The sequence below is a fragment of the Pseudomonas sp. SJZ103 genome, from assembly GCF_007828335.1.
Taxonomy (GTDB): Bacteria; Pseudomonadota; Gammaproteobacteria; order Pseudomonadales; family Pseudomonadaceae; genus Aquipseudomonas.
The window spans coordinates 940,596-953,788 of the sequence record NZ_VIUN01000001.1; the positions used below are offsets into that span (position 1 = coordinate 940,596).

12 protein-coding genes are annotated in these 13,193 nt (G+C 62.8%); 5 read left to right on the forward strand and 7 right to left on the reverse strand.

Going from position 1 to position 13,193, the window contains the following annotated elements:
* Positions 1–32: 32 nt before the first annotated feature.
* From FBY10_RS04480 to FBY10_RS04490, 3 genes are all read right to left on the reverse strand, one after another.
* Positions 33–1,220: a cyanate transporter gene (locus FBY10_RS04480; protein WP_145334888.1), complete on the reverse strand. Its 1,188-nt coding sequence runs from the start codon at positions 1,218–1,220 to the stop codon at positions 33–35.
* Between the two features lie 236 nt (positions 1,221–1,456).
* Entirely contained in the window at positions 1,457–2,899 is a 1,443-nt protein-coding gene (locus FBY10_RS04485) for an aldehyde dehydrogenase family protein (protein WP_145334887.1), read from the reverse strand.
* Complete coding sequence (locus FBY10_RS04490; protein ID WP_145334886.1) at positions 2,896–4,521, reverse strand: 5-guanidino-2-oxopentanoate decarboxylase; 1,626 nt, start codon at positions 4,519–4,521, stop codon at positions 2,896–2,898. The genes FBY10_RS04485 and FBY10_RS04490 overlap by 4 nt, the downstream gene beginning before the upstream one ends.
* Before the next feature lie 111 nt (positions 4,522–4,632).
* Between FBY10_RS04490 and FBY10_RS04495 the strand changes: the two genes are divergently transcribed.
* A complete protein-coding gene (locus FBY10_RS04495) occupies positions 4,633–5,505 on the forward strand; it encodes a LysR substrate-binding domain-containing protein (protein WP_145334885.1) in 873 nt (290 codons plus the stop codon).
* Between the two features lie 123 nt (positions 5,506–5,628).
* Here the strand turns inward: FBY10_RS04495 and FBY10_RS04500 are convergent, their stop codons facing one another.
* Complete coding sequence (locus FBY10_RS04500; protein WP_145334884.1) at positions 5,629–6,243, reverse strand: NAD(P)-dependent oxidoreductase; 615 nt, start codon at positions 6,241–6,243, stop codon at positions 5,629–5,631.
* A 34-nt stretch (positions 6,244–6,277) separates the two neighbouring features.
* Positions 6,278–7,141, reverse strand: a complete 864-nt coding sequence (locus FBY10_RS04505; protein ID WP_145334883.1) for an MBL fold metallo-hydrolase — start codon at positions 7,139–7,141, stop codon at positions 6,278–6,280.
* Positions 7,142–7,248: 107 nt separating this feature from the next.
* Here FBY10_RS04505 and FBY10_RS04510 point away from each other — a divergent pair, with 107 nt between their 5' ends.
* Positions 7,249–8,154: a LysR family transcriptional regulator gene (locus FBY10_RS04510; RefSeq protein ID WP_145334881.1), complete on the forward strand. Its 906-nt coding sequence runs from the start codon at positions 7,249–7,251 to the stop codon at positions 8,152–8,154.
* A 100-nt stretch (positions 8,155–8,254) separates the two neighbouring features.
* Entirely contained in the window at positions 8,255–8,431 is a 177-nt protein-coding gene (locus FBY10_RS31440; protein WP_167656097.1) for a hypothetical protein, read from the forward strand.
* On the opposite strand, the gene FBY10_RS04515 is transcribed toward FBY10_RS31440, so the two are convergent.
* A complete protein-coding gene (locus tag FBY10_RS04515; RefSeq protein ID WP_131698906.1) occupies positions 8,424–9,302 on the reverse strand; it encodes a helix-turn-helix domain-containing protein in 879 nt (292 codons plus the stop codon). The genes FBY10_RS31440 and FBY10_RS04515 overlap by 8 nt on opposite strands.
* A 189-nt stretch (positions 9,303–9,491) precedes the next feature.
* Between FBY10_RS04515 and pobA the strand changes: the two genes are divergently transcribed.
* Together pobA and FBY10_RS04525 are read left to right on the forward strand one after the other, a co-directional pair.
* On the forward strand, positions 9,492–10,676 hold the full coding sequence (gene pobA / locus FBY10_RS04520) for a 4-hydroxybenzoate 3-monooxygenase (protein WP_178116724.1): 1,185 nt from the start codon (positions 9,492–9,494) through the stop codon (positions 10,674–10,676).
* A gap of 66 nt (positions 10,677–10,742) precedes the next feature.
* Positions 10,743–12,260 (forward strand): MDR family MFS transporter, encoded by a 1,518-nt coding sequence (locus FBY10_RS04525; RefSeq protein WP_145334879.1) that lies wholly within the window; start codon positions 10,743–10,745, stop codon positions 12,258–12,260.
* Positions 12,261–12,330: 70 nt separating this feature from the next.
* On the opposite strand, the gene FBY10_RS04530 is transcribed toward FBY10_RS04525, so the two are convergent.
* The gene (locus FBY10_RS04530; protein WP_145334877.1) at positions 12,331–13,167 is read right to left on the reverse strand and encodes a cache domain-containing protein; all 837 of its coding nucleotides are present in this window, start codon (positions 13,165–13,167) and stop codon (positions 12,331–12,333) included.
* Positions 13,168–13,193 lie beyond the last annotated feature (26 nt).

Consider the following 13,193-nt stretch of genomic DNA (forward strand, 5'->3'; position numbering starts at 1 on the left):
GGTGTGGGACAAATACTGTTTGCAACACGACGTCAGCGAATATGTTCTGCGTAATGCTTTGGGTTGAAGCGTGTGACGATCAACAGCATCACCACGATCACCGCCGTCAGCGACCACCAGGCCCATTCGAAGCTGCCCAGTTGGTCGCGGATCATCCCGGCAATCAGCGGCGACAGGCCGGCAATCAGGTAGCCGATGCCCTGCACGAATGCGGTAAGGCCCCCCGCGCGACGCGGGTTGTCGAGGTGGTCGAGGGACAGGATCAGGCTCATCGGGAACAGCCCGCCGATACCCAGGCCGAGCAGGCATGGCCATAGCAAGCTGAGGTGCTGCGGGCTGAGGATCAAGCCGCAGAACCCGAGGATGATCAGCACCAGCAACACCGCCACCACCCCGCGTTTATCCCGGCGACGGTTGGCGATGGCCGGCGTGACCAGGCCGGACACCACCTCCATCGCGGTCAGAAAACCCAGCAACAACCCGGCATTCTGTTCGCTCCAGCCTTGCTCCACGTAGTACGGCGCCAGCCACGCCAGTACGCAGGTGTAGGACGCTGTACCGAGGCCGAAAAAGATCGCCAGCAACCAGGCGCGACCGTTGCCGAAAAACGCTTCCTGAGGGCCGGCGGCGGCGTGGGGAAGCGGTGGCAATACCGAGCGCTGGGCGTACCAGAGCACCAGGGCCAGCAGCGCCAGAAACGCCCAGATCGCCAGCCCGATGCGCCAGCTGCCGGTCTGCACCTGCACGAAGGGGGAGAACGCTGCCGCCAGCGCCGCGCCGCCCATGATGGCGGTGACGTAGAGGCCCATGAATAACGACACGTTGTCGCTGAACCGCGACTTGATCAGGGCCGGCATCAGCGCCTGGATCATGGCGATACCCACACCGGCGGCAATCGCGCTGACGATCAATTCCATGGCCGAATCCAGGAACAATCGCGACAACGTCGCCGCGCCAATCACCAGCAGTGACAGCACAATGCTGCGGTGCTCGCCAAAACGCTTGGCCAGGCCCATGCCAAAGAACATCGCCAGGCCCATGGCCATGACCGGCAACATGGTCAGCAACGCCGCGCTGCTGAAACTCAACGGCACCTCGCCGCGAATCGACGACAACAACGGCCCCACGGCGGCCATCGACGGCCGCAGGTTAAGGGCGACCAGGACGACGCTGATCATCAGCCACACGGCGGTGGTGGGTTTTGCCTGAACGTTTTCCATGGGCCTGCCTTGAATGAACAAGGGCGAATCAGGCCACGCCTGGGGGAGGGGGGCAAATGAGAAAGTCGCAGGGGCTATCTAAAAATTCCAGTTAACTGAAACACCGCAAATCAAAATGTGAGAGGGGGCTTGCTTCCGATAGCGGTGTGTCAGTCAAAGATGCTCCAACTGAATCAGCGCTATCGGGAGCAAGCCCCCTCCCACATTGGTCCACATTCCACAGGGAGGCTGCGCCGTCAGATAGACCGGATCACATGCTTGATCTCCTGAAACGCCGCCAGCCCCCACGGGCCCAGCTCACGGCCGATACTGCTCTGCTTGTAACCACCCCATGCGGTCTGCGGGAAGATCACCTGCGGTGCGTTGATCCACACCAACCCGGCCTGCAAGGCATTCGCCACGCGCTCGGTGGTCTCGACGCTGCGACTGATCACGCTGGCCACCAGGCCGAACTCGCTGTCGTTGGCCAGGGCAATGGCCTCTTGCTCAGTGGCAAAAGGTCGTACACACAGCACCGGGCCGAAGATTTCTTCGTTCCACAATGCACTGTCCAATGGCACGTCGGTAAACACCGTCGGGCGAATGAAGTAGCCCTTCGCCAGGTTCGCCGGGCGTTCACCGCCACACAACAATCGCGCGCCAGCCTCGACGCCCCGTTGGATATGCCCCAGCACCCGCTGATACTGCACGCGGTTGATCAAGGCGCCCATTTCCACGTCGTCGGCAAACGGGTCGGCGACGCGAATCCCTTCAACCCGTGCCTGCAAGCGCTGCAGGAATTCATCCGCCAGGTTATCGGCCACCAGCACGCGGCTAGTGGCGGAACACATTTGCCCGGCGTTGAAAAAACCACCGCCACACGCCAGCTCCACCGCCAGGTCGAGGTCGGCATCCGCCAGTATCAGCAGCGAAGATTTACCACCCAACTCCAGACTCACCCCCTTGATGGTTTCCGCTGCGCGTTGCATCACCTGTACGCCCACGGCGTTGCTGCCGGTGAAGGAAATCTTCGCCACGCGACGGTCTGCCGCCAGCGGTGCGCCAACGGCCAAGCCGGTGCCGCACACCAAGTTGAACACCCCCGCCGGGCAGCCCGCGTCAGCGATGATTTGCGCCAACTGTAACTCCGCCAGCGGCGTGACTTCCGACGGTTTGAGCACCACGCAGCAACCGGCAGCGAGGGCCGGGGCGAGTTTCCACGCGGTGGTGACCATCGGGAAATTCCACGGCACGATCAGCCCCACCACGCCGCACGGCTCACGGCGCAGGCGCGCGCTGAAGTCATCGCTGGGCAGCGCCACCGGGAGGTCCTGGCCGGCGTCCATGGCGTCGGCGATGCCGGCGTAGTATTCGAACGTGGCGATCACGTCGTCCACATCGATGCCGGCTTCAAACAGTGGCTTGCCGTTGTTGCTCGACTGCACGTGCATCAGCTGTTCGCGCTGCGCGCTGACGCCTTGGGCAATTTTGCGCAGCAGGCTGGCGCGATCACGGCCGGTACTTTTAGACCAATCGACAAAGGCCACGCTGGCCGCATCGACGGCTTGGGTCACGGCCTGCGCATCGCCGACGCTGATGCGCGCCAGCGTCGCCTCGGTGGCCGGGTTGATCACCTCCAGCACTTCATGGCCTGCGCGCCATGTGCCGTCGATATACACACCGTTCAATACTGCGCTCATACCGCTACCTCCTGCATCCATAGGTTCTGGTCGATCTCAATCAGCGTCGGCCCCTGGCGATCAGCGGCGGCGTGCAAGGCGCTGCGTAGCTGTGCAACGCTGTGAGCGCTGTCGGCAGCACTGCCGAGGGCCTTGGCCACGCCGATAAAGTCCGGGGTGTAGATGTCCACGCCGACCGGCTCGATGGCGCGGTTGAGCATGTATTTCTTGATCTCTTCATACCCCTGGTTATTCCACAGCAGCACGATGATCGGCGTGCGCGCTTCCACCGCGCTGGCCAGTTCCGGCAGGGTGAATTGCAGCCCGCCGTCGCCGATCAAACACACCACCGGCTGCCCATCGCCACGGCCCAACCAGGCGCCGATGGCGGCGGGCAGGGCGTAGCCCAAGGTGCCGTAGCCGGTGGAGGAATTGAACCAGCGGCGCGGGTGGTCGAGGTTCAGGGTCAGGTTGCCGCTGTACACCGGTTGGGTCGAATCGCCCACCAGCACGGCGCCCGGCAGAGCCTCCAGCACCGTATTGAGGAACAGGGTTTGCGCGCGGGTGGCGGCGTCCCAGGTGGGGACCAGTTCGGCCCACAACCGGGCGACGCGCTGAGCGCCCCAGTCGGTGTGGCGAGGGCCCAGCGGCGTGCGGTTCAATTCCGTCAGCAAGGCATCGGCGGCGATCTGCGCATCGGCCACCAGTGCGAGGTGCGGCGGGTAGTTGCGCACGGTCTGGTCGGGGTCGATATCGATGCGCAGCAGCGCGCCGGGTATCTCGAAGCCACCGGCGAAGGTCACGTCGTAGTCGGTCTCGGCCAGCTCGGTGCCGATGGCCAGCACCACATCGGCCTCGGCCACCAGCGCGCGGGTAGCGACCAGGGACTGGGTCGAGCCGATCAGCAGCGGGTGATTGGACGGCAGCATGCCCTTGGCGTTGATAGTCAGGGCCACCGGCGCGCCGAGGGTTTCGGCCAGACGGGTCACTTCGGCGGCCGCCTCAATCGCGCCGCCACCGGCCAGGATCAGCGGGCGTTTGGCGGCGGCGAGCAACTGGCTCATCTGTTTGACCGCCGACGGTGCCGCACCGGCACGGGCGATGCTGACCGGTTGACTGCCGAGCAGTGCATCGGCGTTTTCCACCAGCACATCCAACGGGATTTCGATATGCACCGGGCGCGGCCTGCCGGCCTGGAACAACGCAAACGCCCGCGCCAGCACGGCAGGCAACTCCGCTGCCGACATCAATGTATGGGAGAACGCCGCCACGCCGGCCATCATCGCGCCCTGGTTCGGCAGCTCATGCAGCTTGCCGCGCCCACCGCCCAACTGGCTGCGCGATTGCACGCTGGAAATCACCAGCATCGGGATCGAGTCGGCATAGGCCTGGCCCATGGCCGTGGTGATATTGGTCATGCCCGGGCCGGTGATGATGAAACACACGCCCGGCTTGCCACTCGTGCGCGCGTAGCCGTCGGCCATAAAGCCGGCGCCCTGTTCGTGGCGCGGGGTGACGTGGCGGATGTTCGAGCGGGCCAGGCCGCGATACAGCTCCACGGTGTGCACGCCGGGGATACCAAACACCTGGTCCACGCCGTAGCTTTCCAGGAGGTTGACCAATACTTCGCCGCAGGTCGCCATAGGTGTCGCTCTTGTTATGGAATCGTGGCGGTATTGGACCGGTTGGCCCGTAGCGGCAACAATCGATAAAAAGTCATACTAGCCATGTCCTCACGTCATGGCTGCGCCCTTATGAAACGCCTTCCGCCACTGCCCGCGTTGCATACCTTCTGGGTCACGGCCCAGTGCTGCAACTTCACCCGCGCCGCCGAGCAACTGCACATCACCCAAGGCGCGGTGAGCCGGCAGATCGCCGGGCTGGAGAGCCATTTGGGCTACGCCTTGTTCCAGCGCCAGGCACGGGGGTTGAGCCTGACCGAAGAAGGTCGCGAGTGGTCGCAACGGGTGCAGCAGGTGTTCGGCCTGCTCGGTGACGCGGTGGAGCAGATCGGCAATCGTCGCCATACCCTGCAAATCAAGGCGTCCACCTGTGTGATGCGCTGGTTGTTGCCGCGCTTGATGCAGTGGCAAAAGGAACGCCCGGATGTGCCGGTGGAACTCACCACCACCGTGGCCTACAGCGTGGATTTTCGTCGCGAGCAATTCGACGCGGCGGTGATCTATGCGCCCATCGCCGAGCAGTCGGCCGAGGCGCGGCACTTGTTCGACGAACAACTCACCCCGGTCTGCGCACCGGCCCTGCTCGCCGGTTTGCACTCCCCGGCGGACCTGCAGCAACAGGTGCTGCTGCACCCCACGCGGGACGAGCGCGATTGGGCGCGGTGGCTCAAGGCGGCGGATACGCGGTTGAGCAACTTGAGCCAGGGGCATCATTTCGAGACGTTGGATTTGGCAATGAACGTGGCCTCCCAGGGCTCCGGGGTGGCGATGGGCGACAGTGCGTTGATGGGCGAGGACCTGAAGGCGGGGCGGTTGGTGATGCCGTTTGAACTGCGGGTGCCGACGGGGAAGGGGTATTACCTGGTGTATCCGCCGGGGACGGTGCCGTCGGCAGGGCTTGAAGCGCTGATGGATTGGCTAGTGAGCCAGGCACAACAGTCGTAGGCGCTGAAGATCCAAATGTGGGAGGGGGCTTGCTCCCGATAGCGGTGTGTCAGCCAAAGAGGCTCCAACTGAACCACCGCTATCGGGAGCAAGCCCCCTCCCACATTTCTTGACCGCGTTGGGTCAGTAGCCGACGGTAAAGCGCTGGCGCGAGTGCTTCGGTGCTTCCACTTCGTCGATCATGGCGATGGCGTAGTCGGCAAAGCTGATCGAGCTGGTACCGTCACTGCTCACCAGCAAGTCATCCTGGCCCAGGCGGAATTTACCGGTGCGCTCGGTGCCATCGAACAAGGCCGATGGCGACAGGAACGTCCAATCCAAGTCCTTTTCCTGGCGCAGCACATCGAGAAACGCGGCCCCTGCACTGGCTTCGGTTTTGTATTCAGCCGGGAAGCCCTCGCTGTCGATCACACGTCCGCCACCCGGCAGCAGCAACGAACCGGCGCCGCCCACCACCAGCAGGCGTTTCACCCCGGCTTTTTTCACCGGGCCGATCACGGCGCTGGCGGGCAGGGTGGCGAAATGTGCCGCACTGATCACCACATCGCTGCCGCTGATGGCTTGTTCCAGGGCATTGGCATCCAGTGCATCAACCTGCTTGACGGTGACGCCGGGGCGTACAGCCAGCTTGTCGGTGTTACGCGCGATAGCCACCACGCTATGCCCACGACGCAGTGCTTCTTCCAGCAATTGGCTGCCGGCACGGCCGGTGGCCCCAATGATTGCGATCTTGCTCATGACGTTCTCCAGTACGGTTAGGGTTTAAAGCCATTCACCACTTCATTTCGCCCTTGGCGACTTTGGCGCTCAGTTCCAGCGAGCTTTCGTCGGCGAGGGAGGGGTAACGTTTTTTCATGGCCGCGATCAGGGCGGCGGCGTCCTTGGCCTTGGCGGTTTCTACGTCGAAGGCCTTGATGTAATCGGCAGTAAAGGCCACCGATTTCGGCGATGGCGTGCCCAGGTAGTGGCCCGGAATCACTGTGCGTGGCTGCAGCTGTTCGATGCGTTGCAGGGTCGCAAGCCAGTCTTTATGGGATTGCGCGCTTTGGGTGTCGGCCATCCACAGGTGAATGTTTTGCGCGACCACCACGCCCCCGACCACGGCCTTGATCGACGGGATCCACACGAAGCTGCGGTCCGGTTGCGGGCCGTCCAGGCCGATCACCTCCAATTGCTGCCCTTCAAGGGCCAGGCTGTGGCCTTGCAGCGCTTGGGGCACGATGGTTTTGCCCGGTTTGTCGGCACCCATTTTCGGGCCCCAGAACTCAAGTTTGCCGGCCACGGTGGCATTGATATGGTCGACCACCGGTTGCGGCGCCAGCACCTTGGCGTCGGGGAACGCGGCTGTCAGGGTGTCGAGGCCGAAGTAGTAATCCGGGTCGCCGTGGCTGATGTAGATGGTGGTCAGGTGTTTGCCGCTGGCGCGAATCTTCTGCACCAGTTGCTCGGCCTGGCCCTTGCCGAATTGCGCATCCACCAGGATCGCGTCTTTGGCGCCGCTGACCAGCACCGAGCTGACCGGGAAGATTGCCGCCTCGCCTGGGTTGTAGACATCAAGGGTCAGGTCGGCCGCCGCTGCATGGCCGGCAAACGCCACGGCAGCGGTGAAGGTCAAGCGCTTGAGGGTTGAGAACATCGGGCAGCTCCAGCAGTCGATTCAAAGGATGCACAGAGCTTAGTTGCACTAAACCGAACTAAAAATGCGATGCTGGGACATAGTTTGTTTCTGAAATCGGGCAAATCATGGATCGTCTTCAAGCAATGCGCGTATTTGTCACGGTGGTGGACCTGGGCAGCCAGTCCGCTGCTGCCGACCATTTGGACCTGTCGCGCCCGGTGGTGTCGCGTTACCTGGCCGAGTTGGAAGACTGGGTCGGCGCGCGCCTGTTGCACCGCACCACGCGCAAACTCAGCCTTACGGCGGCCGGTGGCGAAACCTTGCCACGCTGTCGGCAACTCCTGGAATTGTGCGGCGATATGCAGGCCGCCGTCAGTGAGCCTGATAATGCGCCCCGTGGCCTGTTGCGCCTGAGTGTCAGCACCTCGTTCGGCCAGGCGCAATTGGCCGAGGCCATCGCCGAGTACGTCAAGCGCTACCCCTTGGTGACCATTGACCTGCAAATGCTCGACCGCACGGTGAACCTGGTGGATGAGCGCATCGACCTGGCCATCCGTACCAGTAACGACCTGGACCCGAACCTGATCGCCCGGCGCCTGACGGTCTGTCGCTCGGTGGTGTGCGCAACCCCGGCGTACCTATTGGAGCACCCGGCGCCGCAGAAAGTCGAAGACCTGGCCCGGCACAACTGCCTGACCCACTCGTACTTCGGCAAAAGCCTGTGGCATTTCGAAGAGCACGGCGAGCACGTGTCGGTGCCGGTGCACGGCAATATCACCGCTAACGAAGCCAGTACGTTGTTACGCGTGGCGCTGGCTGGGGGCGGGGTGGCGATGTTGCCCAGCTACCAGGCCGGCGAGCACATCCGCCGTGGTGAACTGGTACGTCTGCTGCCCGAGGCCGAACCTCGGCAGATGAACATCTACGCGGTCTATGCATCGCGCAAGCACATGCCTTCGGCGCTGCGCAGCCTGCTGGATTTCCTGGTGGTGAGGTTCCCCGAGGAGCCGTTGTGGGATATTGGTATCTAAGGCGACATAACCCTGTTGAATGTCGTCCAATAATGGCAACTCGCCCTGCTTGGCCTATGCTTTAAACAGCACCCTGTAGATCCGTTCAGAGGTCTGTGCCATGAGCATCAAAACCAGAAAATACCTGATGATTTTCACCCTCTGCGCCCTGGCCAGCGCACTGTACGGAACTGCCGCCTACCGCGTGGAACAGACCCGTATGCAGCCGACCTTTGCGATCAGCTGTCATCAGGATCATTGCGTTCCCCATACCGGTAGTTTCAGTGCACTCAGGTAAGCGGCTGTTCGGCTTTGAGTTGCTCGCGAAACGCCTTGGGTGAGAACCCGACCCGTCGGCGGAACAGCCGAGAGAAGTTGGTCGGGTCGGAAAAACCCAGTACTTCCGACATTTCGTTGATGGTCATGCTGGTGTAGGTCAGCAGGCGCTTGGCTTCGAGTAATTGGCGGTCATGCATGATCTGCAAGGCAGGCTGCCCGCCCAGTTCCCGACACGTCCCATTCAGGTGTGAGACCGAGATACCCAGCTTGTGGGCCAGATCCTCAATCTTCGGGTGTTCCCGATAGTGCTGTTCAACCAATTGCGTAAAGCGCCGGAAGTACTCGCGGCCCCTTGGCGCGCGCGGGTGGCGGCGCTGGATGGCCTGTCGGCTGATCCACACCAGCAGCACACTGACCAGCGCGTGCATCAACATGTCCCGGGCCGGTTGGTCGTCGGCGTATTCGTCCTGCAGGCGGGCGAACTGGCTGTTGAGGTAGTCACTGTCCTGGCCCGCCGGGTAGCTGCCCAGGGTCTGCAAACCGCCTGCCGTTGCGCCCAGTTGGGCTTGCAAGTGGCTGACCAGCGGAGCCGCGAGGGTGACCACATAGCCTTCGACATCTTCGGCAAAGCGAAACCCATGCACGCACAACGGCGGCAAGACCTGCAGTGTGGCTTCGTTGAGCGTGGTGCGCTGACCTTCGATTTCTAACTCGGCCTGGCCTTTGTGCACATACAGCAGCTGGCACAGATCCGCGTGCCGGTGGGGCTGGATTTCCCACTGGTATTCCCGACTGCGGCGGGAAATGGTTTCGCAGTGCAACAAATCGGGGGTCGGCCATTGCTGGCTTTCTCCGTAAAGCTTGAAGACCGGAATCGCGGTGTTGGTCATGGTTTCAATCCGATACTCAGGACAGTGGTGCGGTAATCGCCCGAATTGGCAAAAAGCGCAGGTTTTATCGCAGTTTTCACCTTCTTATACTGCGCACTCAAGTGAAAACTGTCAGCTACCAGATCAATGACAACTCTTTCACTCGATCCGTTCGTGTGGAATTTGCGGGCGATAAAAATAATGAAAACGCTGAAAACCCAAGTCGCCATCATCGGCGCCGGTCCCTCCGGGCTGTTGCTTGGCCAACTGTTGCACAACGCCGGTATCCAGACCCTCATCCTGGAGCGCCAGAGTGCCGACTACGTGCAAGGCCGCATCCGCGCCGGGGTGCTGGAACAGGGCATGGTCAACCTGCTGCGCGAGGCGGGCGTCAGCGAGCGGATGGATGCCGAAGGCCTGGTGCATGATGGCTTCGAGCTGGCGCTGGACGGTCAACTGACCCACATCGATTTGAAGGCGCTGACGGGCGGCCAGTCCGTGATGGTCTACGGCCAGACCGAAGTCACCCGCGACCTGATGGCCGCCCGCGCCGCCGCTGGCGCCACCACCCTGTATGAAGCGCGCGACGTGCAGCCCCATGATCTTAAAAGTGATCGACCCTGGCTGACGTTCGAGCATCAGGGCGAAGCGTTTCGCCTGGAGTGCGACTACATCGCCGGCTGTGATGGGTTCCACGGTGTGGCGCGCCAGTCGATCCCGGCTGAATCGCTGAAGGTGTTCGAGCGGGTCTACCCCTTCGGCTGGCTGGGCATCCTCGCCGACACCCCGCCGGTGCACGCGGAACTGGTATACGCCAAGCACGACCGAGGCTTTGCGCTGTGCAGCATGCGTTCACCGACGCGCAGCCGCTATTACCTGCAAGTGCCGGCCGAGGAGCCGGTGGGCGAATGGTCGGACGAACGCTTCTGGGCGGAACTGAAAACCCGCCTGCCCAACGCCTTGGCTGAACAGCTGGTCACCGGCCCATCCATCGAAAAAAGCATCGCGCCACTGCGCAGTTTTGTGGTGGAACCGATGCAGTACGGGCGCCTGTTCCTGCTCGGCGATGCGGCCCATATCGTGCCACCCACCGGGGCCAAGGGCTTGAACCTGGCGGCCAGCGACGTGAGCACGTTGTTCCGGATTTTGCTCAAGGTGTATGGCGAGGGACGGGTGGACTTGCTGGAACGTTATTCCGCCATCTGCCTGCGTCGGGTGTGGAAGGCCGAGCGGTTTTCGTGGTGGATGACCTCGATGTTGCATCAATTCCCTGAGTCCGACGGGTTCAGCCAGCGTATCGCCCAGAGCGAGCTGGAGTACTTCATTCACTCCGAAGCCGGACGCAAGACCATTGCGGAAAATTACGTCGGACTTCCTTACGAGCCTATCGAATAGCCTGCTATCGTATCGAGCATTCCCGCGGGCCGCCTTTTCCCGCGGGCCCTGCTCGAAGGTTCTGCCGTGACTCAGCTCAATCAGCCCGCGCCACCGCTCCCCGCGGTGCGCAGTATTCTCGCCTCGTTGATGATGGCGATTTTCCTCGGTGCCCTGGACCAAACCATCGTCGCCGTGTCCATGCCCGCCATCTCCGCGCAATTCCACGACGTCAACCTGCTGGCCTGGGTGATCTCCGGCTATATGGTGGCGATGACGGTGGCAGTGCCGATCTACGGCAAGCTCGGCGACCTCTACGGGCGGCGGCCGATGATGCTGATCGGCATGGGCCTGTTCACCGTCGCTTCGTTGTTCTGCGGCATGGCCCAGAGCATGGAACAACTGGTGCTGGCGCGGGTGCTGCAGGGCATTGGCGCGGGGGGGATGATCTCGGTGAGCCAGGCGATCATCGGCGACATCATTCCGCCCCGTGAACGCGGTCGCTATCAGGGCTATTTCAGCAGCATGTACGCAGTGGCCAGCGTGGCCGGGCCGGTGTTGGGCGGCTACATGACCGAGTACTTATCCTGGCGTTGGGTGTTCCTGATCAACCTGCCGTTGGGGGCGGGTGCCTGGTACGTGGCCCATCGCACCCTGGTGGGGCTGCCGGCGCCGCAACGCAAGCCGATCATCGATTACCTCGGCACCGTGCTGATGATCATCGGCCTCACCGCCTTGCTATTGGGCATCACCGAAATCGGCCAGGGCCATCATTGGCGTGACCGCCAGGTGCTGGGGTTGTTGGCCTGTGCGCTGGTGGCATTGACCCTGTTTGTCTGGCACGAGCGCCGCGCCCGCGAGCCCTTGCTGCCGATGCACCTGTTTGCCAACCGCAGTGCGGTGCTGTGCTGGTGCACGATTTTCTTCACCAGCTTCCAGGCGATTTCCCTGACGGTGCTGATGCCCCTGCGCTTTCAAACAGTGACCGGAGGTGGTGCCGACAGCGCGGCCTTGCATTTGCTGCCCCTGGCGATCGGCCTGCCCATCGGTGCGTATTGCGCCGGGCGCATGACCTCGGTGACCGGGCGCTACAAACCGATGATCCTCAGCGGCGCGCTGTTGAGCCCGCTGGCGATCCTGGGCATGGCCTACAGTGCGCCCCAGGACGTGCTGCTGACCGGTGTATTCATGCTGTTGTGCGGGATTGCCGCCGGTATGCAGTTCCCCACTTCTTTAGTCGGCTCGCAGAACTCGGTGGAACAACGGGACATCGGGGTCGCCACCAGCACCACCAACCTGTTCCGCTCTTTGGGCGGGGCGGTGGGGGTGGCGTGCATGTCGGCGTTGCTGCTGGCGCTGTTGCAGGACTCCAGCTTCGCCCACCTGGCCAGCGGTGCGCTGGTGGCGGAGGGCAGTTCCGGCAACGTGCTGCTCGATGGCCTGAACGCCGCGCCAGGCCCGACGCAGGATGCCCTACGCGGGGAATTGGGGGGGACGTTCCGGCATTTGCTGCTGGTGAGTGCGGGGGTGTCGCTGTTGGGGTTGGCGGCGGCGATCGCGATGCCCAATCGCATGCTGCGCGGGCGTGAAGACAAAATCCGCTGACTGACACAATAGAGACCTAGTGTGGGAGGGGGCTTGCCCCCTCCCACAGTTGAATGCATTCCAGTTCAGATCAAGGGCTGTAGTAACCCACCGCAACCATGAAATGCCCGACCTTGCGCACATAAGCGTGTTTGTTCTCGACCTTGCCCGTCACCGGGTTTTTCCAGCGGTACTTGTATTCCCCCTGGTCCTGCTCGGCCATCAGCTTGAGGATCGGCTCGCCCACCGGCTTGCCGTCCGGGTCCTTGATCTTGCTGAAGTCGGTGTTGATCAGCCGCAGGTTGGTGCCGTGGGCCACGTAGCGTCGGGTGTTCAGGTCCACCACAAACACATAGAGGTCATCCTGCAGGAAGCCGCCCTGCAATGAGTTGATGGCCTTGAGCGTGCCGGCTTCATCCTTCACCAGCGCGTTCACCGCATTGTTGCGCAGGGCGCGGGCCTGTTCGGGTGTGGCGCGCGGCAGGTAGTAACCCACGGCCAGGATGCGCTCGCCGACGCGCTGGTAAAACACATGCTTGTGCTCGACCTTGCCGTCGTTCCAGTTCTGCCAACGGTAGTCGGCCTGCTGGATACCCTGGCTTTCCGGCACCTTGAGCGCGTCCTTGAATGACTGGCGCAAGTCCGGTCCCAGCACTTCGGACACATCGCGACCGATCAAGGCGGAGGAGGGGCCGCCACTGGCCAGCAGCACGCCCTGGGTGTCGACCACGAACACATAGCGGTCGTGATCGATGAACTCGCCCTGGCGGCTGAACGCCGCGAAGGCCTTGTCACCGTTGGTCTGGTAGTAGGCCAGGGCTTTTCCCAGCAAGGCCTTGGCGGCCTGGGCGTCCTCACCCGGCGTGTCGGCGTGCACCTGGCTGAAACACAACAGCAGCAGCCAGGTGGCGCGGAGCAGTCCCTTCATGTCCCGTCCCTCGTTCTTATTGATGT

Bases quoted from the DNA above. Each gene is read 5' to 3' on its own strand.
- FBY10_RS04480 (WP_145334888.1), bottom strand. From the start codon at position 1,220: ATGGAAAACGTTCAGGCAAAACCCACCACCGCCGTGTGGCTGATGATC.
- FBY10_RS04485 (WP_145334887.1), bottom strand. From the start codon at position 2,899: ATGAGCGCAGTATTGAACGGTGTGTATATCGACGGCACATGGCGCGCA.
- FBY10_RS04490 (WP_145334886.1), bottom strand. From the start codon at position 4,521: ATGGCGACCTGCGGCGAAGTATTGGTCAACCTCCTGGAAAGCTACGGC.
- FBY10_RS04495 (WP_145334885.1), top strand. From the start codon at position 4,633: ATGAAACGCCTTCCGCCACTGCCCGCGTTGCATACCTTCTGGGTCACG.
- FBY10_RS04500 (WP_145334884.1), bottom strand. From the start codon at position 6,243: ATGAGCAAGATCGCAATCATTGGGGCCACCGGCCGTGCCGGCAGCCAA.
- FBY10_RS04505 (WP_145334883.1), bottom strand. From the start codon at position 7,141: ATGTTCTCAACCCTCAAGCGCTTGACCTTCACCGCTGCCGTGGCGTTT.
- FBY10_RS04510 (WP_145334881.1), top strand. From the start codon at position 7,249: ATGGATCGTCTTCAAGCAATGCGCGTATTTGTCACGGTGGTGGACCTG.
- FBY10_RS31440 (WP_167656097.1), top strand. From the start codon at position 8,255: ATGAGCATCAAAACCAGAAAATACCTGATGATTTTCACCCTCTGCGCC.
- FBY10_RS04515 (WP_131698906.1), bottom strand. From the start codon at position 9,302: ATGACCAACACCGCGATTCCGGTCTTCAAGCTTTACGGAGAAAGCCAG.
- FBY10_RS04530 (WP_145334877.1), bottom strand. From the start codon at position 13,167: ATGAAGGGACTGCTCCGCGCCACCTGGCTGCTGCTGTTGTGTTTCAGC.